Origin of the sequence: Solilutibacter silvestris (assembly GCF_050574925.1) — a bacterium.
Taxonomy (GTDB): domain Bacteria; phylum Pseudomonadota; class Gammaproteobacteria; order Xanthomonadales; family Xanthomonadaceae; genus Solilutibacter; species Solilutibacter silvestris_A.
In genome coordinates, this window is sequence record NZ_JBCMOO010000002.1 from 1123306 (window position 1) to 1145749 (window position 22444).

Genomic DNA, 22444 nt, shown 5'->3' on the forward strand with positions numbered 1-22444 from the left:
ATTACCCATCTGACGAAAAATCACACCCCGATCGGATTCGGCTTGTCCGCGTCGATCCCGAACAGCTTGATCGCCTTCTCGACATCCTTGGCCGTCAGCTTGCCTTCCTCGGCCAGCGCGCACACCGCCGCGTGGGCGACGTGGCTGCGATCGACCTCGAAGTGGCGACGCAGGTTGGCGCGGGTATCGCTGCGACCGAAGCCATCGGTGCCGAGCACGACGTAACGCGTCGGCACGAACTCGCGGACTTGGTTGGCGAAGGTGCGCACGTAGTCAGTGGCGGCGATCGCCGGGCCATCGCGACCCGTGAGCAACTGCGTCACGTAGGGCACGCGCTTGTCCTTCGCCGCCGGATGCAGGCGGTTGTGGCGGATCGCGTCTTCGCCATCGCGCGCGAGTTCGGTGAAGCTCGGGCAGCTCCAGATGTCGGCGTCGACGTTGAATTCCTTCTTCAGCAATTCCGCCGCCGCGATCACTTCGCGCAGGATGGTGCCGCTGCCCATCAGCTGCACGCGCAGGCCGCCCTTCTTCGACTTGTCGCCCTCGCGCAGCAGGTACATGCCCTTGATGATGCCTTCCGCGCTGCCTTCCGGCATGTCCGGATGCGCGTAGTTCTCGTTCATCAGGGTGATGTAGTAGTACTCGTCGTGCTGCTCGGCGAGCATGCGCTGCATGCCGTGCTGGACGATCGTCACCACTTCGTAGCCGAAGGTCGGATCGTAGCTGCGGCAGTTGGGAATGAAGCTGGTCTGGATGTGGCTCTGGCCGTCCTCGTGCTGCAGGCCTTCGCCGTTCAGCGTGGTGCGTCCGGCGGTGCCGCCGAGCAGGAAGCCGCGCGCACGCATGTCCGCCGCCTGCCACGCCGCATCGCCGATGCGCTGGAAGCCGAACATCGAGTAATAGATGTAGAACGGCAGCATCTGCAAATCATTGGTGCTGTAGCTGGTCGCCGCCGCCATCCACGACGCGAACGCGCCGGCTTCGGTGATGCCTTCTTCCAGCACCTGCCCGGCCGCGTCCTCGCGATAGAACATCAGCTGGTCGGCGTCGACCGGCTTGTACTTCTGTCCCTGCGGCGCGTAGATGCCGATCTGGCGGAACATGCCTTCCATGCCGAAGGTGCGCGCCTCGTCGGCGACGATCGGCACGCAGCGCGGGCCGACCTGCTTGTCGCGCAGGACGATGTTGAGCGCCTGCACGAAGGCCATCGTGGTGCTGATCTCGCGCTCGCCGGTCGACTTCAACAGGCGCTCGAACGTCTCGAGCTTCGGCACTTCCAGCGAGGTGCTGGCCTTGCGGCGACGCTGCGGCAGGAAGCCACCGAGCGCGTTGCGGCGTTCCAGCATGTACTGGACTTCCGGCGAATCCTTGCCCGGGTTGAGGAACGGCACCTTGCCGTCCTTGAACAGTTCGTCCGGCAGGTCCTTCTCGAGCTTGAAGCGGTCGCGGAATTCCAGCACCGACTCGTTGTCGAGCTTCTTGGTCTGGTGGGTCGGGTTCAGTGCTTCACCCGCACCACCCATGCCGTAACCCTTCACCGTCTTGGCGAGGATCACCGTCGGCACGCCTTCGGTCTTCATCGCCGCGTCGTAGGCCGCGTAGACCTTGTGCGGATCGTGGCCACCGCGGTTGAGGTGCCAGATGTCCTCGTCGCTCATGTTGGCGACCAGCTTGGCCGTCTCCGGATACTTGCCGAAGAAATGCTCGCGCGTGTAGGCGCCGCCGAAGGCCTTGCAGTTCTGGTATTCGCCGTCCAGCGTTTCCATCATCAGCTTCTTGAGCACGCCGTCCTGGTCCTGCGCAAGGAGCGGATCCCAGTAGCTGCCCCAGACCACCTTCAGCACGTTCCAGCCGGCGCCGCGGAAGTTGCCTTCCAGTTCCTGGATGATCTTGCCGTTGCCGCGCACCGGGCCGTCGAGGCGCTGCAGGTTGCAGTTGATGACGAAGACCAGGTTGTCGAGGCCTTCGCGGCCGGCGACGGATATCGCGCCCAGCGATTCCGGCTCGTCGGTTTCGCCGTCGCCGAGGAAGCACCACACCTTGCGGTTGCTCTTGGGCATCAGGCCGCGCGCTTCCAGGTACTTCCAGTGGCGCGCCTGATAGATCGCGGCGATCGGGCCGAGGCCCATCGACACCGTCGGCAGCTGCCAGAAGTCCGGCATCAGCCACGGATGCGGATAGGAGCTGATGCCCTTGCCGTCGACTTCCATGCGGAAGTGGTCGAGCTGGTCTTCGCTGATGCGGCCTTCGAGGAAGGCGCGCGAATAGATGCCCGGCGAGCTGTGGCCCTGGACGCCGATCAAATCACCCGGGTGATCCGGGCCCGGAGCGCGCCAGAAGTGGTTGAAGCCGACGTCATAGAGCGTGGCGCTCGACGCGAAGCTGGCGATATGGCCGCCGAGGTCGCCCGGCTTGCGGTTGGCGCGCACCACCATCGCCATCGCGTTCCAGCGGATCATCGAACGGATGCGCCATTCCATGTGGGCGTCGCCCGGCAGCGTCGGCTCCTTCCACACCGGGATGGTGTTGAAGTAACCGGTGGTCGGCGAGAACGGCAGCTGCACGCCGGTGCGACGGGTCATTTCGACCATGTCTTCCAGCAGCTGGTGCGCGCGTTCGGGACCGCGCACGTCGATCACCGACTTGATGGATTCGATCCATTCGCGGGTTTCGGTCGGGTCGGGATCGTTCTGCAGCAGGTCGTTCAGCCAGTCCATCGCGGGCACCTTGGTTCAGTGGCGTGTCGACGGAGTCTAGCAAGCGCGGCGCCCTTCGACGCAGCGATTTTATTTTAATCCGGGCAAATATCAGCGCCCGCGGATTCCCTGCCACATCGCGCCGGCCCGGATCTTCGCCAGCGACACCTTCGGCGAGCGCGGCTGCGCGAACAGCGCGCGGATCTGCCGGTGCAATTCAGGGTCGAGGCGATCTCGCACCGGCCAGTATTCGCGGTATTTCTTCTTGAAGAAGGCGGCGTACTCGCGATCGCCGAGCAGGCCTTCGTCGAACATCCAGTTGGCGACCTTCATCTCCTCGACGAAGTTGAGGCCGCTGCGGTAGACGCCGGTGCTGACGTTCTGTGGATGCTGGCGGTAGTAGTCGAGCAGGCGCCCGCTGATGTGGACCTTGCCGAGCCGGGCCAGGCCGATCCAGAACAGCCAGTCGCCGCAGAAACGGTAGTCGAGGTAGTCGCGCGGCACCTGCTCGTAGAGGTCACGGCGCCACAGCGCCATGCTGGCGTTGTAGATCGAGGTCGGCGCCATCTGGCGACGGATGAATTCCCGACCGTCCAGCGTTTCGGCGAGGCGATCCGCCCGCGACTGCCAGTTGATGACGCCATCAGGCCCGACGAAATAGGCCTGGCAATAGGCCAGCACGCAGTCGGGATCGGAATGGAGGCCGGCCAGCAAGGTGTCGAGGAAGGTCGGTTCGCACCAGTCGTCGCTCTCGGCGATCCAGACGTAGCGCCCACGCGCCAGGGCGATGCCCTTCTCCCACTGCTTGAAGGTGGTGCCGCCGTTGACCTCGTTGCGGACCAGGTGGCTGACCTGCGGATGGCCGCGGTAGCGCTCCAGCACCGCCATGCTGTCGTCGGGGGAGCAGTCGTCGAGCAGGATCAGCTCGAAATCGCGCCAGGTCTGGGCCAGGATCGAGTCGATCCGCGGCGCCAGGTAGGGGGCGTGGTTGTAGTTGGGGACGATGACGGAGACTTCTGGGGTCATTCGGCGACTTTTTTTGGCGTAAGCGTGACTTCTTACACTTGATCAGGGCAATATGATGCGAACCGGATCACACCTCCCCCTCTGTGACCACTGCCAGCCTCGTCGTCTCCACCTATAACTGGAAAGAAGCGCTGGCATTGTGCCTGCGCAGTATCGCCGCGCAAAGGGTCCTGCCGCTGGAAGTGGTGGTCGCCGACGACGGCTCGCGCGAAGACACCGCCGAACTGATCCGGACGATGGCCGCCGACTTCCCGGTGCCGCTGATCCATGCCTGGCAGGAAGACGCCGGCTTCCGCCTGGCGCGCGTGCGCAACCTCGGCATCGCCGCCAGTTCCGGCGATTACGTGATCTTCCTCGACGGCGACCTGGTCCTGCACCCGATGTTCGTCGCCGACCATCTCGCACTGATCCGGCCCGGCATCTTCCTGCAGGGCAGCCGCCTCAACGCCACCCCCGAGGAATCGGCGCGCCTGCTGGCCGGCGGCAAGCCCAAGTTCTCGCCCTTCATGGACATGGAGGGGCGCTACAAGCGCAAGCACGCGCTGCGCCTGCCGTGGGTCGCGCGCCGCAAGGCGCTGACCGCCGAGGGCGGGCAGATGATGGGCTGCAACATGGGGGTCTGGCGCGCCGACCTCGATCGCGTCAACGGCTTCGACGACAACTACGAAGGCTGGGGCCGCGAGGACGACGACATCTCCGCGCGCCTGAAGCACGCGGGACTGGTGCGGCGGCCGATCCGCTTCGCCGGACTGGCGATCCACCTGTGGCACAAGACGCGTTGGCCGGACGGCATCCCGCCGACCGAAGTCCTGCCCAACGATCGCTTCTTCAACAAGGTGCTGGCCGAGGGCACGATCCGCTGCGATCGCGGACTCGACGCCCACGTCGCCGCGCGCCACGCACGAGCGTGACCATGACGACGCGCAGCACGCTGCTGGTCACGACCTACAACTGGCCACAGGCGCTGCAGGCGGTCCTGGCCAGCGTGCGCCGGCAGGCGACGCTGCCCGATGAAGTGGTGATCGCCGACGATGGCTCGCGCGAGGACACCCGCGAGTTGCTGCTGCGGGAAGCCCGCGATTTTCCCACCGCGTTGCGCCACGTTTGGCAGGAGGATCGCGGTTTCCGCGCCGCCAGTTCGCGCAATCGCGCGCTCGCCGCCAGCCGCGGCGATTACATCGTGATGATCGATGGCGACATGGTGCTGCATCCCGATTTCGTCGCCGACCATCTCGCGCTGGCGCAGGTAGGCGGTTTCCTGCAGGGCGGGCGCATCCAGGCGACCACGGCGTGGACAAAGCGACTGCTGGACGGCGCGACGCCGCGCTTCCATCCCTTCGTCGATGCCGACTTCCACGCGCAACATGGCGACGATCGCCACCACGCCATCCACAACCTCGCGCTCGCGCGCAAGAAAGCCGAGTCGCGCAACGCCGGCTCCACGGTGATGAGCTGCAACCTCAGCGCCTGGCGCAAGGACATCGTTGCCGCCAACGGCTTCGACGAGCGCATGGAAGGCTATGGCAGCGAGGATCTCGAACTCGACCTGCGCCTGCGCAATGCCGGCCTGCGCCGACGCCGGCTGAAGTTCGCCGGACTCGCCATCCACCTGATGCATCTCACGCGCGCGCCCGCCGATCCCGAAGACGCCGCGGCGCCGAACAACTGCATCCTGCGCAAGACGGCGGAAACCGGCGCGACCCGCTGCGAACTCGGGATGGATCGCTACGCCGCGGAATACGCCACGCCGCCGCCCGACCTGCGCACGCTCAGCCCAACAGCGATTCCAGCGCGGACTGCAGGCGGCCGCTGAAGCCGGCGTCGTTGTCGAGATACCAACTGCGCGCGTTGTCGCCGAGGCGATCGAGCTCGCCATCGGACATCGCAACCAGTCGTTCGACCGCCGCGGCCATGGCGTCGTCGTCGAAGAAATAGGTGGTGGCGAGATGCTGGGTGCCCGTGCGTCCGCTCGCGACCAGCACGCCACGCTCCGGCGTCACCAGTTCGTTCATCGGTTCGCCATCGGTGGTCACCACGATCGCGCCGACGCTCATCGCCTCGACGATGTAATGGCCGAAGCCCTCGGTTTCCGACGGGCACAGGTGGAAACGATGGGCGTTCTGCATCCGTCGCAACTCGGCGTCATCGATGTAATCGATGCGATGGACAATGTTCGCCGCCGGCGGCTCGATCGGTTGCGCCGTGCGCGGGCTCTGCAACACGGTCAAGGTCGGCCAATCGGGATGACGTTGCCATAGCGCGATCAGGCGCTGCGTGCCCTTGTTGGAACTGCGCCCGGCAAGATGAAAGAACGCGCGCTCGCGCGGCACCGAGGCATCGATGCGATCGCCGCTGGTGAAGCCGCAATAGGCGACCTTGCAGCCCTGCGCTTCGAAAATGCCGATGGCGTGCCGGGTCTTGGCGAGGATGCCGTCAACGCGCGGCAGCAGGGCGACATCGGACGGCAGGCACCATTCCGGATTCGGCACGAACAACTGGCGTTGCGCGACGCCGAAATCCTCGGGGCGCACATGCTCCAGCATCAGGTTGGCATCGAACTTCGAGCGTCCCGACAGGCGATGCACCAGCGCGCGCAGTCGCATCAGGATCGGGCGCGACCATTTGCGCAGCTTGCCGCGACCGATCGCGCTGACCGCCACCGAATCGCCGGCGCGACGCAGCGCCTCGACGAGCAATTCGATATCGCGGGTCAGGCCAACGCCGTTGCTCCAGGCGATCACGTTGAGCGCGTGGCGACGCTGGCCTGCCATGCGTCAGCCGCCGCTGTTCTTGCGGGCCGCGCGCAGTTGCGCATCGACCGCGGCGATCGCCGTCATGTTGACCACGCGGCGGGCGGTCGAGGCCGGCGTCAGGATGTGCGCGGGCTGGTCGATGCCCATCAGGATCGGGCCGATGGCGACGCCGTTGGTGACGACGCGCACCAGGTTGTAGCCGATGTTGGCGGCATCCAGGTTGGGCATCACCATCAGGTTGGCCGCACCCTCGAGGCGCGTGCCCGGGAAGATGCGCTTGCGCAGCACTTCGTCGAGTGCGGTGTCGGCCATCATCTCGCCATCGACCTCGAGGTTCGGGCGCTGCGCCAGCATCAGCTCGCGCACGCGGCGCATCTTCACCGCCGACGCATCGGAATGGCTGCCGAAGTTGGAGTGCGAAAGCAAGGCGATCTTCGGTTCGATGCCGAACAGCTTGAGGCGGTAGCTGGCCTGCAGCGTCGCCGAGGCGATCTGCTCGGCGGTGGGATCGAGCTGGACGTGGGTGTCCGTGAAGAACATCGCGCCGTGGTCGTTGATCACCGCGGTCATCGCCGCGGTGTTCTTCACGCCGGGCTCGAAGTCGAACACGCTGAGCAGGTAGCCGAGCTTCTTGTGGAAGCGCCCGACCAGTCCGCAGATCAACGCGTCGGCATCGCCGCGCTCGACCATCAGCGCGGCGACCAGCGTCGGCCGCGAGCGCACCAGGTTCTTGGCGGCGTCCTCGGTGATGCCGTTGCGTTCGTTGCGGGTGTGATACTGGCGCCAGTAGTCGTTGAAGCGCGGATCGTCGTTGATGTTGCACAACTCGAAATCGACGCCGGCGCGCATGCGCAGGCCGAGCTTCTCAATGCGGCGCTCGATCACTTCCGGGCGGCCGATCAGGATCGGGCGCGCCAGGCCGTCGTCGATCACCGTCTGCACCGCGCGCAGCACGGTGTATTCCTCGCCTTCGGCATAGACCACGCGCTTGATGTCGGCGCGGGCGCGCTCGTACACCGGCTTCATCATCATCCGCGTGCGGTGGATGAACTGGCCGAGCTTGTCCTCGTAGGCCGCCATGTCGGTGATCGGGCGCGAGGCAATACCGGATTCCATCGCCGCGCGCGCCACTGCCGGCGCGATCACCAGGATCAGGCGCGGATCGAGCGGGCGCGGGATCAGGTATTCGGGACCGAATTTCGCGATATCGCCGGTATAGGCATTGCCCAGGTCGCTGGCTTCGCGACGGGCGAGGTCGGCGATCGCGTGGACGCAGGCCAGCTTCATCGCCTCGTTGACTTCCGAAGCACCGACGTCGAGCGCGCCACGGAAGATGTAGGGGAAGCACAGCGCGTTGTTGACCTGGTTCGGATAGTCGCTGCGGCCGGTGGCGATGATCGCGTCGGGACGGATCTTCTTGGCGTCCTCCGGCATGATTTCCGGGTAGGGATTGGCCAGCGCGAGGATGATCGGCTTGGTCGCCATCTTCGCCACCATGTCGGGCTTGAGCACGCCGCCCGCCGACAGGCCGAGGAAGATGTCGGCGCCGTCGATGATGTCGTCGAGCGTGCGCTTGTCGGTGTCGCGGGCGTAGCGCAGCTTGTCGGGGTCGAGGTCGTTGCGACCGGTGTGGAGCACGCCGCCGCGATCGAGCGCGAAGATGTGTTCCTTGCGCAGGCCGAGCGCCACCAGCATGTCGAGGCAGGCGATGCCGGCGGCGCCGGCGCCGGTGGTGGCGAGCTTGACGTCCTCGATCTTCTTGCCGGCGATTTCCAGTGCGTTCAATACCGCCGCACCGACGATGATCGCGGTGCCGTGCTGGTCGTCGTGGAACACCGGGATGTTCATGCGCTCGCGCAGCTTGCGCTCGATGTAGAAGCACTCCGGCGCCTTGATGTCCTCGAGGTTGATGCCGCCGAAGGTCGGCTCGAGGCTGGCGATGATCTCGACCAGCTTGTCGGGATCGCGCTCGTTGAGTTCGATGTCGAAGACGTCGATGTCGGCGAACTTCTTGAACAGCACGCCCTTGCCTTCCATCACCGGCTTGCCGGCCAGCGGGCCGATGTCGCCGAGGCCAAGCACGGCGGTGCCGTTGGTGACCACCGCGACCAGGTTGCCGCGCGCGGTCAGCTCGCTGGCCTGGGCCGGGTCGGCGGCGATTTCCTCGCAGGCGTAGGCCACGCCCGGCGAATAGGCCATGGCGAGGTCGCGCTGGGTGACCATCGGCTTGGTGGCGCTGATCCGGATCTTCCCGGGCGGCGAGTGGCGGTGGTAGTCGAGGGCCGCTTTCCGGAAATCGTCCTGGTCTGACATCTTCTTGGGATCAGTCGTATGTCCTTGCCATTCTAGCGCGGGCGGGCCAGACGCCGACGCATGGACGAGACCGGATCCTAGAAATCCGCGAGATCGAAGCGATCGGAGATCTGGTCGAGGTGGATGCGGTTGGCGAACAGCGAGAACGCCAGCATCCCCGCCAGGCCATTGGCACGCGCCACCCAGCGCGGCAGCCAGCGCGGCGGCACCAGAGTGCCGTCGGCGAACAGCGGTTGGAAGCGCTGGACATCCTGCAGGGTCATCTTGCCGGCGAACAGCAGGCGGCACAGCTGCAGGCGGTCCTGGCGCAACGACCAGCGGAAGAAGGTATGCACCGCGACCAGTCCACGCAGATAGACGGTGTCCTTGGTGAAGGCCATGCCGCCGGTGGTCGGCACGCCGCGGAACACCCGCTGCGCCGAGGCAAAGCTTTCCTGCAGGTCCTGCCCGGCATCGATGAAGTACTGGAAGACCTGGACGAAATCGGCGCCGCCCAGCGCCATCGCCACCGCTTCGATGCGCAGGCTGACGCGCTTCATGCGTTCGATGTCGGTACTGCCGGTGATCTGTTCGGCGAAGGTGGCCAGTCCTTCCTGGGTCGCGGTGACGCGCGGCGAGGACAGTTCGAGACTCTTCAGCACCGGTTGCACGCGGCCATTGAGCGCGGTCAGCGAGTGGACGAAGGCTTCGTGCTGCAGCAGTTGCGCACGGTCGTAGTCACTGAAGGTCGCGCTGGTGCGCAGGCGGATGCGGGTCGCCGCGGCAGCGGCCTTGGCGATCAATTGCGAATCGAGTTCGACACTGATGACGCGACCGTCGAAGAAATCGTCGAGATCGTTCTGCAACTGCAATGCCAGCGCGGTGGCGGAGATCGGCACCGTTTCCGCCGGCGCCAGCAGTTCGCGATCGAGCTCGCTGGCGATTCCGATGAAGTGCTGCGCGGCTTCCAACGTGCTCGGACCGTCGCCGGGCAGTTTTTCGTCGGGACGACCGAACAGCTGCTGCGATATCTCGCTGACGCGTGCGGTGCCGAGGTTCTCGAGCAATTCCGCCGCCAGCGACCAGCTGTGGGCGCTTTCGATCAGGTAATCGCCGATCGGATGGCCGGGTTCGGATTCATTGGCGATCGCCTCAAGTTCACGGCGGACTTCGCTGAAATCGTGCTGCGGATAGGCGATCTCGGGATTGATCTTGCGTCCCGCCGCCCAGGCTTCCAGGTACGGCTGTTGCAGGCTTGCCGGCCAACTCACCATGTTGAGCAGGCGCAGGCCTTTCGCCGCCTGCACCAGTCGCGCATCGAGCGCGGCGTAGCGTTGCTGTTCCGGCGTCAACTCAGTGTCCGCCACGTTTCTTGTCCAGCCATTTGTTGAGGGCGCGGGTCGTGCGCTTTTCCTCGGACTTTTTCGACTGGCGGCTTTCCAGCGTTTCCGCCGCCGCCTCGACTTCGTCCATCAGTTTGCGCCAGTTGGCGACGCGATCGGGATCGAGCGTGCCCGCTTCGATCGCCGCGCGCACCGCGCATCCGGGCTCGCGCTCGTGCTTGCAGTCGCGGAAGCGGCATTGCTCGGCGAGCGCGTCGATGTCGGCGAAGACGGAGCGATCCGGCTTTTCCTCGCCGGTCGGCTTGAGTTCGCGCATGCCCGGGGTATCGATCAGGCAGGCGCCCGTCGGTAGTGGCAACAAGGCGCGATGCGTCGTGGTGTGGCGTCCGCGCGAATCGCTGGCGCGCACTTCGCCGGTCTTCATCCGCTCGTTGCCGAGCAGGGTATTGGTGATGGTCGATTTGCCGGCGCCGCTCGATCCCACCAGCACTACCGTGTGTCCCGGTTGCAGCCACGGCGACAGCGCGGCGACCGATTCCGCATCCTTGGCGTTCACCGCATGCACGGCCACGCCCTCGTCGCGAATCGGCTGCAACGCCGCGAGCGCGGCCTCGACATCGCCGCCCTTGTCGGCCTTGGTCAGCACCACCACGGCTTCGACGCCGCCGCCCTGCACCAGCAGCAGGTAGCGTTCGATCCGGCGCGGATTGAAATCGGCGTCGAGCCCGGTGACGACGAAGGCGGTATCGATATTGGCGGCGATCAACTGCTGCTTGTAATGCTCGCCGGCGGCGCCGCGCTTCAACGCGGTCCGGCGCGGCAGCAAGGCGATGATCTGCCCGCCCGCGACCAGGACCCAATCGCCCACGCCGGCGCGCTGCTGGGGGTCTTTCAGGTTGCGCTGCCATTCCGGCGGCGATTCCGCGGCAAACGGCGCGACGTCCGGGCCATCGACCAGGCGATAACCGCTGCGATGCTGCTCCACCACGCGCGCCGGTCGCGCTTCGGGGTGACGCGCCAGCAGGTCCAGCCACTCCGGGCCCGGCTGCAACGGCCAGCCGACTGCGACGCGCTTGATTACGGCCGGGCCGGTTTCGGAGTTCAAGCGTGGCAGCGGAACGAGGTCATGGCGGGATTCTAAGGCGAGCGCGTCTCATGCATGTGCGCGGCGCCCGAATCCGGGCAATTTCCGTTAATCTGCTGGGATTCGTGCCCCCAATCGTGTGTGTAGATGTCGCTTTCCACCCGCCAGCGCCTCTCGGAAGTGCGCTATGAAATCCGCGGCGAACTGGCCCGCCGCGCCCGTGACCTGGAATCCCAGGGTCGCAGCCTGATCAAGCTCAACATCGGCAACCCCGGTGCCTTCGGCTTCCGCGCCCCGGAACACCTGCAGCAGGCCATCGCCGGCCGCATCGCCCAGACTGATCCCTATACCCACCAGCAGGGCCTGCCGGAAGCGCGCGAAGCCATCGCCGCGCACCATGTCGCCCGCGGCACGCCGGGCGCCGGCGCCGATCGCGTCTTCATCGGCAACGGCGTCAGCGAACTGATCGACATCTCCTTGCGCGCGCTGCTCAATCCCGGCGACGAAGTGCTGCTGCCCTCGCCCGACTATCCGCTGTGGAGCGCCGCGACCATCCTCAACGACGGTCGTCCGGTCTATTACCAGTGCCTGCCGGAAAACGGCTTCCTGCCCGATCCCGACGAGATCGAGCAACTGGTGTCGTCGCGCACCCGCGCGATCGTGCTGATCAACCCCAACAACCCGACCGGCGCCAACTATCCGCCGGAACTGATCGCGCGCATCGTCGCGATCGCCGAACGCCACGGCCTGCTGCTGATGGCCGACGAGATCTACGACCACATCCTCTACGACGGCGCGACCTTCCAGCCGCTGGCGCCGCTGGCCGGGGACGTGCCTTGCGTGTCCTTCGGTGGTCTGTCGAAAGTGCATCGCGCCTGCGGCTGGCGCGTCGGCTGGGCGGTGCTGTCGGGCAACCGCGAGAAGATGCGCGATTACCACGCCGCGATGGACCTGCTCGGCGCGCTGCGCCTGTGCGCCAACGTGCCGGGCCAGTTCGCGATCGACGCCGCGTTGAACGGCCAGAACACCATCTCGCCGCTGTGCAGCCCGGGTGGCCGTCTCTACGAAACCCGCCGCGCATTGGTCGAGAGTTGCGCCGCCAGTCCGCACCTGCAACTGGTCGCGCCGCAGGGCGCGCTCTACGGATTCCCGGCCGTCGTCGGTCCGGCCGCGCACGCCTTCGACGACCACGCCTTCGCGCTGGAGCTGCTGGAAACCGAGGACGTGCTGATCGTGCCGGGCTCGAGTTTCAACGTGCCCTATCGCAACCATTTCCGCGTCACCCTGCTGCCGCAGCCGGACGTGTTGCGCGAGGTGTTCGGCCGCATCGATCGCGTGCTGTCGCGGCGCGCGGCACTGGCGGCGTGAATCCGGCTCCAATGAAGCAATTTCTCGCGCTCGGCGACAGTTACACCATCGGCGAGGGCGTTGCGGAGCACGGGCGCTGGCCGGTGCAACTGGCCGAAGCGTTGCGGCGCGAAGGGTTCGCGATCGGCGATCCCCGCATCATCGCCACCACCGGCTGGACCACCGGCGAACTCGCGACGGCGATCGATGCCGCCGAACCGCTGGGCAACGACTGGGGATTCGTCACCCTGCTGATCGGCGTCAACAACCAGTATCGCGGCCTCGGCCTCGACGACTACCGCGATGAATTCCGCCCATTGCTCGATCGCGCCATCGCCTGTGCCGGCGGCCGCGCTTCGCGCGTGCTGGTGCTGTCGATCCCGGACTGGGGCGTGACGCCATTCGCGACGGGCGCGGGTCGCGATCCGCAGGCGATCGCCGCCGGGATCGATGCCTTCAATGCCGTCGCACACGCAATCTGCGATGCGCGCGGGGTTCGTTACGTCGACATAACACCGGTTTCCCGCAGGCATGGTAGAGAAGAAGCCATGTTGAGCGAAGACGCATTGCATCCCTCCGCGGCGATGTACGGACTCTGGACCGGGCTGGCGCTGCCAGCCGCGCGCGAGTGTCTGCGCGCCGAATGAGTGCGAGCATCGATTCCGTCGCCATCTCCCGCGCATTCCTGACGCCGGAACGCCCGCTCGACCGCTGGCATTCCCATTACGCGCGCTGGAAACTCGCGCACGACCCGCTCTATCCCGGCGTGTTGCCGTTGTTGCGCGACGATCCGCATCCGCTGCTCGATCTCGGCTGCGGCATCGGCCTGCTCGCCCACGTCTTGCGTGGCGCCGGCGCGACGCAACCCTACAAGGGCGTCGATTTCGACGCGGCCAAGATCGCCCGCGCCCGCGCTGCAGCCGCGCATCGACGCCTGCACGACGTCGCGTTCGACACCGCGGACCTGTCGCTGGGCGTGCCGGCGCACCGCGGGTCGGTATCGATCCTCGACATGCTGCAATACCTGCCGGAACCGTTGCAGTCGAACGTGGTGTCCGGCGCCATCGCCTGCCTGGCGCCGGGTGCGCGACTGGTGATCCGCACCGGACTGGAAGACAGCAGCACGCGCAGCCGCATCACCGATGCCGTCGATCGCATCGGCCATCGCATCGGCTGGATGCGCAGCGCGCCGCAACGCTATCCGCGCCGCGAAGTGTTGACCGAAATGCTGGAATCCGCCGGACTCGAGGTGGCGTGGCAATCGCACCTCGGCCGCAACGTGTACAACAACTGGCTGGTCAGCGCGCGCCGTCCGGACTGATCCCGGCGACCTGCTCCGGCAGTACCGCGCGCAATCCCGCGGCATCGAGTTTCGCCAGCACCCCACGCAGGATGTCGATGTTGTGGCCGTGCGTCGCGCCTTCGTGCAGCAACACGATCGCGCCCGGCTCGAGATCGCGCTCGACGCGGGCGACGACGCCCGCCACGTCACCGGCAACACCGTCGTAGCCACGCGCACTCCAGGCGACGCGCGCGAGATCGAGATCGCGCAACGGCGCGGCCACGAACGGATTGGCCATGCCGACCACCGCGCGGAACCAGATCGGCGCAGTGCCGGTGATCGAACGCAGGATGTCCTGGCAACGGGTGATTTCCGCCCGCATCCGCGCCGCTCCCAGCGCCCAGAACATCGCGGCGGGATGGCTGGCGCTGTGGTTGCCGATCCCGTGTCCGCGCCGCACGATTTCACGGATCAGTTCCGGGTGCGCGGCGGCGCGGTCGCCGACGACGAAGAAGGTCGCCTTGGCGGCATGCACATCGAGCAGATCGAGCATCGCCATCGTTTCGGTCGACGGGCCGTCATCGATCGTCAGCCAGACCACGCGCTCCTGCGTCGGCAGGCGCGCCAGGCAAGGCGAATAGAGCTGCGAGCGGGGCATCAGCACGCCCCACCAGAACGGCACATGGCTGGCGACCATGCATGGCAGGCCAACCCGCCAGCCGAAGCGCCACCACAGCCACGCGACCAGCAACTGGGACACGACCAGCCACGCCCACCAGCGGTATGGATGGCGCGGCACCAACCGTGAATGAAGATCCTGCATGCGGGGATGATCGCACGCGGGCCAAGACGCCCCTTCATTACAATGGCGCGTCGTTTCCCGGAATACCCCACCATGTCGCTCGATCCCGCCACCCGCGCCCGCATCCAGACGCTGCTCGATTCCAATCGCGTGGTGCTGTTCATGAAAGGCAATCCGCAGGCGCCGCAATGCGGGTTCTCGGCGAAGGCCGTGGGCACGCTGGACGACATGGGCGCCGAATACGCGCATGTCGACGTGCTGTCCGATCCCGGGATCCGCGAAGGCATCAAGCTCTACGGCGACTGGCCGACCATTCCCCAGCTGTACGTCGGCGGCGAACTCTTGGGCGGCAGCGACATCATCGTGCAGATGGCCGGCAGCGGCGAATTGCAGCGCCTGCTCGGCCTGCCGGAGCCGGATCGCACGCCGCCATCGATCGAAGTGAGCACGGCCGCGCTCGAGATGCTGCGTGGCGCGATCGCCAATGCCGGCGCCGGACTCGCGGTCGTCGTCATGGTCGACAAGCAGCATCGCGCGCAGCTGCAACTGACACCGGCCGATCCCGCCAGCATTGCCACCGAAGTCGAGGGCGTGCGCTTCCAGTTCGATGGCGCGTCCGCGCGCCGCGCCGATGGCCTGCGCATCGATTTCGTCGACGACCAGCGCGGTCGCGGCCTGGTGGTCGAGCATCCGCTGGCCGCACCTGCCGTACGCACGATCACGCCCGCGGAAGCCGGCGATCGCGTGCGCAACGGCGGCTTGATCCTGGTCGACGTGCGCCCCGCGGACGAACGCGCGATCGCTAGCGCGCCCGTCGCATTCCGCACGCTCGACGACGGCATCGATGCGCTTTCGGCACTGCCGAAGGACAGCGCGATCGCCTTCCTCTGCCACCACGGCGGACGCAGCGCACAGGCGGCGGAACATTTCCGCGGCCTCGGTTTCCGCGAGGTCTACAACGTCACCGGCGGCATCGACGCCTGGGCCGACGTCGACCCGGCGATCGCGCGCTACTGACATGAACGCGCCGCGCCGGATGAAGGTGCGGTGCTGCATCGCCGGCGGCGGCCCGGCGGGGATGATGCTCGGCCTGTTGCTGGCGCGCGGCGGCGTCGATGTCGTCGTGCTGGAGAAGCATGCCGATTTCCTCCGCGACTTCCGCGGCGATACCGTGCATCCGTCGACGCTCGACATCCTGCGCCAGATCGGGCTGCTCGATGCCTTCCTGCGCATTCCGCACCGGCGCGAACAGACCATCGCCGGCCGCTTCGCCGAAGGCACGCTAGCGCTGGGCGATTTCCGTGGATTGCAGCCGTTCGACTACATGGCGCTGGCGCCGCAATGGGACTTCCTCGACCTGTTGGCCGATGCGGCGCGGGCCTATCCGAATTTCTCGTTGCGCATGCGTTGCGAAGCGACCGGCCTGATGCGGGACGACAGCGGCCGCGTCAGCGGCGTGCGCGCACGCGATCCCGATGGCGAACTGGAAATCGCAGCCGACCTGGTGATCGCCTGCGATGGCCGCGGCTCGACCTTGCGCGATGCCGCCGGGCTCGCGGTCGAAACCTTCGGTTCGCCGATGGACGTGCTGTGGTTCCGCCTGCCGCGACAGGCCAGCGATCCCGACCAGACCCAGGGCGTTCCCGCGCGCGGGCGCCTGCTGGTGATGCTCGACCGCAACGACTACTGGCAATGCGCCTACGTGATCGGCAAGGGCAGCGATGCCGTACTGCGCGCCCGTCCGCTGCAGACGTTCCGCGATCTCGTCGCGCCGCTGTTGCCGTTCGAGCCCGCTCGCATGGAGGCCTTGCAGGACTGGAACGACGTCAAGACGCTGGAAGTGCGGATCGATCGCCTGCAACGCTGGAACATTCCCGGCCTGCTGTTCATCGGCGACGCCGCCCACGCGATGTCGCCGATCGGCGGCGTCGGCATCAATCTCGCCATCCAGGACGCCGTCGCCACCGCGAACCTGCTCGGCCCGATGCTGGCAGGCGCCGGCGCGATCGACGATGCACGGCTCGCGCGCGTGCAACAGCGTCGCCTGTGGCCGACACGGGTGATCCAGGCGATCCAACGCATCGTGCAGGTGCGGGTGATCGCATCGCTGCTCGACGCCACGCCCGGTGGCCTGTTGCCGACACCCGGCGTGTTGCGCTTCGCCAGCCGCTTCCTCGCCTTCCGCCACATTCCCGCGCGCCTGTTCGGCTACGGCATCCGCCGCGAACGCGTGCAGTTCGGGCCGCGCGCCTAGAAGCCGCCGCCGGCATCCAGCCACGCCTGCTCTTCCGGCGTGCTGATGCGACCCAGCGCGGCATTGCGATGGGGAAAACGCCCGAAGCGCGCGATCACGTCGCGATGGGCGGTGGCGTAGCCGAGCAGATCCTTGTTTCCGAGCGCGGCGACCCGCTCGACCGAGCGTTGCTGGTCGGCCATGTCTTCCGAATGCTCGAACGGCAGGTAGAAGAAGAACCGCAACATCGGATCGACACGCGCATCGAATCCGGCATCCACCGCGGCGGATGCATGCAGGCGCGCCAGTCCATCGGTGGCGAAGGCATGGCCGCTGCCGCGGAAGATGTTGCGCGGAATCTGGTCGAGCAGCAGGATCAGCGCCAGCGCCGAATCGGGTGCGTCCATCCACCCATCGAGCTCACGTCGTGCCGCGGCGAAATGGGCATCGCCCAGCGTCGCGCGACAGGCTTCATCGAATTCCGCGCCGCCGCCGAACCACTTGCCGTAGCCGGCGCGGCTCCAGAAATCCAGTACATGGGTCGGCGAGTTCATTCGTCGAACCGCAGATGCCGCACTGATTTGCCGTGACGGCGGATCAGGCGCAATGCCTCGATCCCGACCTGGATGTGATTGGCGACGAAATTCGCCGACACCTTGGCATCGGATGCCTCGGTCTTCACCCCTTCCGGGATCATGGGCTGGTCGGACACCAGCAGCAGCGCGCCACAGGGAATGCGATTGGCAAACCCGGCGGCAAACACCGTCGCGGTTTCCATGTCGATCGCCATGCAGCGCATCGCCCGCAACTTTTCCTTGAACTCGTCGTCGTGTTCCCACACGCGCCGGTTGGTGGTGTAGACGGTGCCCGTCCAGTAGTCCAGCTCGAGATCGCGAATGGTGGTGGAGACCGCGCGCTGCAATGCAAACGCGGGCAGCGCCGGCACCTGCGGTGGCAGATAGTCGTCGCTGGTGCCCTCGCCACGGATCGCCGCGATGGGCAGCACCAGGTCACCGATCTGGTTCTTGCGTTTCAACCCGCCGCATTTGCCAAGGAACAGTACCGCCTTCGGTTCGATGGCGGACAGGAGATCCATCACCGTCGCGGCGTTCGGACTGCCCATGCCGAAGTTGATCATGGTGATGCCGTCGGCGGTGGCGCTGGGCATGGGCCGGTCCCGACCGACGACCTCCGCGCCGATCATCTCGGCGAAATGGTCGAGATAGCCGCCAAAATTGGTCAGCAGGATGTGTTCGCCGAAACCATCCAGCGCGACGCCGGTATAGCGCGGCAACCAGTTGCCGACGATTTCCTCTTTGCTCTTCATCCGGGCACTCCCGATGGTTTCGTGGATTTTCACATGCCGCCATGACTTTCGTCATGCGCCGCGCGCGCGGGTGCGCGCTACGGTTCAAGCTTCCCCGGGGAGAGTTCACATGCACGCCCGACTCCTGATCACCGCTGCGGCGGCGACCCTGCTGGCCGCCTGCGCCAGCCAGCCGACGAAATCGACGACTGCCGCCACGACCTCCCCGGCGAAGCCGTATTCCTTCGTCGCGGATCCCTATCCCAGCACTTACCAGCGGATCGCCTCGCCACCGGTGGTGATCACCAATGCCACCGTGCTCGACGGCACCGGTCGTCGCCTCGATGGCGCCGGCGTGCTGATGCAGGACGGCAAGATCGTCGCCGTCGGCACCGACATTGCAGTGCCCGCCGATGCGATCCGCGTCGATGGCAGCGGCAAGTGGATCACCCCCGGCATCATCGACATCCATTCGCACCTCGGCGTGTATGCAAGCCCAGGCGTGTCGGCGAACAGCGACGGCAACGAAGCGACGTCACCCGTCACCGCGCAGGTGTGGGCGGAACATTCGATCTGGCCGCAGGACCCGGGCTTCCTCACCGCGCTGGCCGGCGGCATCACCTCGCTGCAGATCCTGCCGGGTTCGGCCAACCTGATCGGCGGTCGCGGCGTCACCCTCAAGAACGTGCCGTCGACGACCTACCAGGGCATGAAATTCCCCGGCGCGCCCTGGGGACTGAAGATGGCCTGCGGCGAGAATCCGAAACGCGTGTACGGGCAGAAAGGCGGCCCGTCGACGCGCATGGGCAACGTCGCCGGTTATCGCGCGGCGTTCGCCGAAGCCGCCGAATACATGAAGAAACGCAAGGGTGGCGATACCGGCAAGCGCGATCTCAAGGAAGACACGCTGGCGGGCGCGATCAATGGCGACATCCGCGTCCACATCCACTGCTATCGCGCCGACGAGATGGCGACCATGATCGATCTCGCCAAGGAGTTCGGCTTCAAGATCAGCGCCTTCCACCACGGCGTCGAAGCCTACAAGATCGCCGACCGCCTCGCGGCCGAAGGCATCTGCGGCGCGCTGTGGGCCGACTGGTGGGGCTTCAAGATGGAAAGCTTCGACGGCATCCAGGAAGACATCGTGATGGTCGATCGCGCCAAGAACGGCTGCGCCATCGTTCACAGCGATTCCGAGGAAGGCATCCAGCGACTCAACCAGGAAGCGGCGAAGGCGATGGCGAACGGCAGGCGCATCGGCATCGACATCGCGCCCGAGCACGCGATCCGCTGGATCACCGCGAATCCCGCGAAAGCGATGGGCATCGACGGCATGACCGGCACGCTCGAACCCGGCAAGATGGCCGACGTCGTGCTGTGGAACGGCAACCCCTTCAGCAGCTATGCGCAGGCCGAGCAGGTCTACATCGACGGCGCACGCCTCTACGATCGTCGCGACCCCAGGCGACAACCGAAGTCCGACTTCATGCTCGGCCAGGACGTGATCATGCTTGACAAGAGCCGGGGAGGTGCACGATGAACCGCTTCGTCCTCACCGCGGTGCTTTTTGCGTTCGCGGGCACGGCCCCTGCGCAGGATGTGCTGATCCGCAATGCCACGGTCCATACCGCAACCACGCAGGGCACCTTGCAGAACGCCGACGTGCTGGTGCGCCACGGTCGCATCGCCGCCGTCGGCCACGGCTTGAAGGCAGGCGACGCACAAGTGGTCGACGCCGCCGGCAAGCCGCTGACGCCGGCACTGTTCGCCGGTATCAACGACATCGGCGTCGAGGAAGTGAGCGGCGAACAAGCCACCGTCGACAGCACCGAATCATTGGCCAGCGGCAAGGACATGGCGGTGCGTCCCGAGTTCGACGTCACCAGCGCCTACAACCCGGAATCGGTCCTGATCCCGGTGGCGCGCGTCGAAGGTTTCGGCTGGACGATGGTCGCAGCGAACCCGACCAATGGCGGCTCGCTGATCGGCGGCCAGGGCGGCGCGTTCCGGCTCGACGGCAGCCTCGATCCGGTCGGTGGTCGCGTCCTCTTCCTGACGCTCGGCGGCGATTCGGCCAACCTCACGGGGGGATCGCGCGCCGGCCAATGGATGATCCTCGACCAATTGATCGACGAAGCGCGCGGACGCATTGCCGCCGATTCAAAGTTCGCCCTGCTGACGCCGGCGGGCCGGGCCACGATGGCGAAGTATTTCGGCGGCGGTGGTCGCGTCGCCGTCACCATCCAGCGCGCATCCGACATCCGTCGCCTGTTGCGCTGGGCGAAACAACGCAACGTGCGCATCGCGCTGGTTGGCGCCAGCGAAGGCTGGAAGGTCGCGAACGAAATCGCCGCGGCAAAAGTACCGGTATTCGTCGATGCGCTGGTCGACCTCCCTGCCGACTTCGACCAGATCGGCGCGACGATGGAGAACGCCGCGAAGCTGCGCGCCGCCGGCGTCGACGTCGGCTTCTACCTGAGCGGCGATGCCTCGCATTACGCGCGCAAGCTGCGACAGCTCGCCGGCAATGCCGTCGCCAACGGCATGCGCTGGGACGATGCCCTGGCCGGGCTGACCCGCGTGCCGGCGCAGGCGTTCGGTCTCGACAAGGACATGGGCAGCATTGCCGTCGGCCAGCGCGCCGACCTCGTGCTGTGGACCGGCGATCCGCTCGACGTCGCCAACACAGCCAGCCAGTTGTGGCTGGATGGCCGCGCCATCCCGATGGTGTCGCGCCAGACCGAACTGCGCGATCGCTACCTCCGCCGCGACGGCTCGACCTTGCCGCCGGCGTACTCGCACTGAGGGGAAATCTCCGGGGATTTCAGCCAAAAACTGTGACGCGACCGCCAGTTGGCGGTCGCAGCGCGGTGATAAGGTGACCTCCCTGCCTGGCGGCCATCGCCGCCATCCCCCAAGGAGGACGGGACATGCGAACCGGTTTTCTCGTCGATGCCACCTGCGATCTTCCCGATCGCTATTTCTCGTCCGGCGACGTCATGGTGATGCCGATTACGGTTCGCATCGGCGAACACATCACCACCGACCAGCGCAACGACGAGGTGACGCTGAACTTCCTCGACAGCCAGATCGCCGCCGAGGCTAGCGCCGCCGAAACCCGCCCGCTCACCGTCGACCAGATCCACGACTTGTTCCTCAAGCGCCTCGTCGTCGATTACGACTATGTGTTCTGCCTCACCGTCACCCGCGAACGCAGCCCGATCTACGAGCACGCGACGCAGGCGAGTTTCAGCATCCTCAACGAATACCGACCGGTGCGCGAAGCGGCGGGCAAGAATTCGCCGTTCTCGTTGCGCGTGCTCGATACCGGCAGCCTGTTCGCCGGCCAGGGCGTGCCGGTTGCCGCCGGCGTGGCGATGAACGCTTCCAGCGACAACGCGCCGATGATCCGCGCCAAGATGGAGCAGATCGCGCGTTCGACCCACGCCTACGCCATCGCACCCGATCTCTACTACCTGCGCAGCCGCGCCCGCGCCAAGGGCGATCGCAGCGTCGGCCTGGTCAGCGCCATGCTCGGCAGCGCCCTCGACATCAAGCCGATCCTGCATTGCAACCAGGGCGTGACCAAGCCGGTGGCCAAAGTCCGCGGTTTCGAGCCGGCGATCGAGAAGCTGTTCACCGAAACCGCGAACGAAGTGGATCGCGGACTGGCCGCGCCCTATCTCACCCTGAGCTATGGCGGGCCGCTGGAAAAGCTGCACGCCTTCCCCGGCTACGACAACCTGATGCTGGCCTGCCGCAACAATGGCGTGGAGTTGCTGGAATCGCTGATGAGCCTGACCGGCATCATCAACCTCGGTCCCGGCGCGGTTTCGCTCGGCTTCGCCAGCGATCGCAAGCCGGCGCTGTCCTGAGCCTCACGACGGGCGAACAACCCGGCGGTATCCTTGTCCGCGCATTCGCCGCGAAGGACCCCGATGGCTACTCGTTTCTACCTGACCCTGCCCGACCCCGAACTCGCCCGCGGCAAGAACGGCTTCGGCTTCCATTCCCACGGCGCCGCCGGCTTCGCGCAGGAACTGCAGGACGCATTGCGCACCACTGCACTGTTCCGCAAATGGCTCGACAAGCAGGACGATCCCGACAACGTCGATCCCATGCTCGGCGCGACCGATCCCGATGCCATCGTCACCGGTGAACAGCGCGACCTCCACATCGACCTGGTCGCGACCACGTCGCTGAAGGGCGACATCGTCAAGCACCGCATGGCGCTGCTGGCCGGATCGCACTGGCAGCTGCGCGACGTCACCGCGGCCTGA

Annotated in this window: 20 protein-coding genes; 11 read left to right on the forward strand and 9 right to left on the reverse strand. The window is 66.5% G+C overall.

Annotation, left to right across the window (positions count from 1 at the left end):
* Positions 1 to 20 precede the first annotated feature (20 nt).
* Both aceE and ABE093_RS05835 read right to left on the reverse strand, forming a co-directional pair.
* Complete coding sequence (gene aceE, locus ABE093_RS05830; protein WP_430759886.1) at positions 21 to 2717, reverse strand: pyruvate dehydrogenase (acetyl-transferring), homodimeric type; 2697 nt, start codon at positions 2715 to 2717, stop codon at positions 21 to 23.
* A 90-nt stretch (positions 2718 to 2807) separates the two neighbouring features.
* A complete protein-coding gene (locus ABE093_RS05835) occupies positions 2808 to 3722 on the reverse strand; it encodes a glycosyltransferase family 2 protein (protein ID WP_430759887.1) in 915 nt (304 codons plus the stop codon).
* A gap of 83 nt (positions 3723 to 3805) precedes the next feature.
* Between ABE093_RS05835 and ABE093_RS05840 the strand changes: the two genes are divergently transcribed.
* Entirely contained in the window at positions 3806 to 4633 is an 828-nt protein-coding gene (locus tag ABE093_RS05840) for a glycosyltransferase family 2 protein (protein WP_430759888.1), read from the forward strand.
* Positions 4634 to 4635: 2 nt separating this feature from the next.
* Positions 4636 to 5535, forward strand: a complete 900-nt coding sequence (locus ABE093_RS05845; protein WP_430759889.1) for a glycosyltransferase family 2 protein — start codon at positions 4636 to 4638, stop codon at positions 5533 to 5535.
* Here the strand turns inward: ABE093_RS05845 and ABE093_RS05850 are convergent.
* The 4 genes from ABE093_RS05850 to rsgA all read right to left on the reverse strand — a co-directional run bounded on the left by ABE093_RS05850 (position 5492) and on the right by rsgA (position 11215).
* Entirely contained in the window at positions 5492 to 6493 is a 1002-nt protein-coding gene (locus ABE093_RS05850) for a glycosyltransferase (protein ID WP_430759890.1), read from the reverse strand. The two genes, ABE093_RS05845 and ABE093_RS05850, sit on opposite strands and share 44 nt — an antisense overlap.
* Positions 6494 to 6496: 3 nt before the next feature.
* Positions 6497 to 8788, reverse strand: coding sequence for an NADP-dependent malic enzyme (locus ABE093_RS05855; RefSeq protein ID WP_430759891.1), 2292 nt, complete (start codon positions 8786 to 8788; stop codon positions 6497 to 6499).
* A 77-nt stretch (positions 8789 to 8865) separates the two neighbouring features.
* A complete protein-coding gene (locus ABE093_RS05860) occupies positions 8866 to 10134 on the reverse strand; it encodes a flavohemoglobin expression-modulating QEGLA motif protein (protein ID WP_430759892.1) in 1269 nt (422 codons plus the stop codon).
* Positions 10121 to 11215, reverse strand: coding sequence for a ribosome small subunit-dependent GTPase A (gene rsgA / locus ABE093_RS05865; RefSeq protein ID WP_430759893.1), 1095 nt, complete (start codon positions 11213 to 11215; stop codon positions 10121 to 10123). Before rsgA ends, ABE093_RS05860 begins: the two co-directional genes overlap by 14 nt.
* Before the next feature lie 126 nt (positions 11216 to 11341).
* Between rsgA and ABE093_RS05870 the strand changes: the two genes are divergently transcribed.
* From ABE093_RS05870 to ABE093_RS05880, 3 genes are read left to right on the forward strand one after another with little or no spacing between them, the layout of a single operon-like run.
* Positions 11342 to 12562, forward strand: a complete 1221-nt coding sequence (locus ABE093_RS05870; protein ID WP_430759894.1) for a pyridoxal phosphate-dependent aminotransferase — start codon at positions 11342 to 11344, stop codon at positions 12560 to 12562.
* A gap of 11 nt (positions 12563 to 12573) precedes the next feature.
* The gene (locus tag ABE093_RS05875) at positions 12574 to 13188 is read left to right on the forward strand and encodes an SGNH/GDSL hydrolase family protein (protein ID WP_430759895.1); all 615 of its coding nucleotides are present in this window, start codon (positions 12574 to 12576) and stop codon (positions 13186 to 13188) included.
* Positions 13185 to 13862 carry a methyltransferase domain-containing protein gene (locus ABE093_RS05880; protein WP_430759896.1) on the forward strand — a complete coding sequence of 226 codons (678 nt, stop codon included), beginning with the start codon at positions 13185 to 13187 and terminating at the stop codon, positions 13860 to 13862. The genes ABE093_RS05875 and ABE093_RS05880 overlap by 4 nt, the downstream gene beginning before the upstream one ends.
* Here ABE093_RS05880 and ABE093_RS05885 read toward each other — a convergent pair.
* Complete coding sequence (locus ABE093_RS05885; RefSeq protein WP_430759897.1) at positions 13840 to 14646, reverse strand: polysaccharide deacetylase family protein; 807 nt, start codon at positions 14644 to 14646, stop codon at positions 13840 to 13842. The genes ABE093_RS05880 and ABE093_RS05885 overlap by 23 nt on opposite strands.
* Positions 14647 to 14718: 72 nt before the next feature.
* On the opposite strand from ABE093_RS05885, the gene grxD reads away from it, so the two are divergent.
* Together grxD and ABE093_RS05895 are read left to right on the forward strand one after the other, a co-directional pair.
* Positions 14719 to 15642, forward strand: a complete 924-nt coding sequence (gene grxD / locus ABE093_RS05890) for a Grx4 family monothiol glutaredoxin (protein WP_430760100.1) — start codon at positions 14719 to 14721, stop codon at positions 15640 to 15642.
* A 1-nt stretch (position 15643) separates the two neighbouring features.
* The gene (locus ABE093_RS05895) at positions 15644 to 16879 is read left to right on the forward strand and encodes an FAD-dependent oxidoreductase (RefSeq protein ID WP_430759898.1); all 1236 of its coding nucleotides are present in this window, start codon (positions 15644 to 15646) and stop codon (positions 16877 to 16879) included.
* On the opposite strand, the gene ABE093_RS05900 is transcribed toward ABE093_RS05895, so the two are convergent.
* Together ABE093_RS05900 and ABE093_RS05905 are read right to left on the reverse strand one after the other, a co-directional pair.
* Positions 16876 to 17412, reverse strand: coding sequence for a DUF924 family protein (locus ABE093_RS05900; protein WP_430759899.1), 537 nt, complete (start codon positions 17410 to 17412; stop codon positions 16876 to 16878). The genes ABE093_RS05895 and ABE093_RS05900 overlap by 4 nt on opposite strands.
* A complete protein-coding gene (locus ABE093_RS05905; RefSeq protein WP_430759900.1) occupies positions 17409 to 18185 on the reverse strand; it encodes an AMP nucleosidase in 777 nt (258 codons plus the stop codon). Before ABE093_RS05905 ends, ABE093_RS05900 begins: the two co-directional genes overlap by 4 nt.
* Positions 18186 to 18294: 109 nt before the next feature.
* On the opposite strand from ABE093_RS05905, the gene ABE093_RS05910 reads away from it, so the two are divergent.
* The 4 genes from ABE093_RS05910 (at position 18295) to ABE093_RS05925 (ending at position 22444) form a co-directional block, all read left to right on the forward strand.
* The gene (locus ABE093_RS05910; RefSeq protein WP_430759901.1) at positions 18295 to 19704 is read left to right on the forward strand and encodes an amidohydrolase; all 1410 of its coding nucleotides are present in this window, start codon (positions 18295 to 18297) and stop codon (positions 19702 to 19704) included.
* Complete coding sequence (locus tag ABE093_RS05915) at positions 19701 to 20969, forward strand: amidohydrolase family protein (protein WP_430759902.1); 1269 nt, start codon at positions 19701 to 19703, stop codon at positions 20967 to 20969. Before ABE093_RS05910 ends, ABE093_RS05915 begins: the two co-directional genes overlap by 4 nt.
* 125 nt (positions 20970 to 21094) lie before the next feature.
* Positions 21095 to 22039: a DegV family protein gene (locus ABE093_RS05920; protein WP_430759903.1), complete on the forward strand. Its 945-nt coding sequence runs from the start codon at positions 21095 to 21097 to the stop codon at positions 22037 to 22039.
* Positions 22040 to 22102: 63 nt separating this feature from the next.
* Positions 22103 to 22444, forward strand: a complete 342-nt coding sequence (locus ABE093_RS05925; RefSeq protein ID WP_430759904.1) for a hypothetical protein — start codon at positions 22103 to 22105, stop codon at positions 22442 to 22444.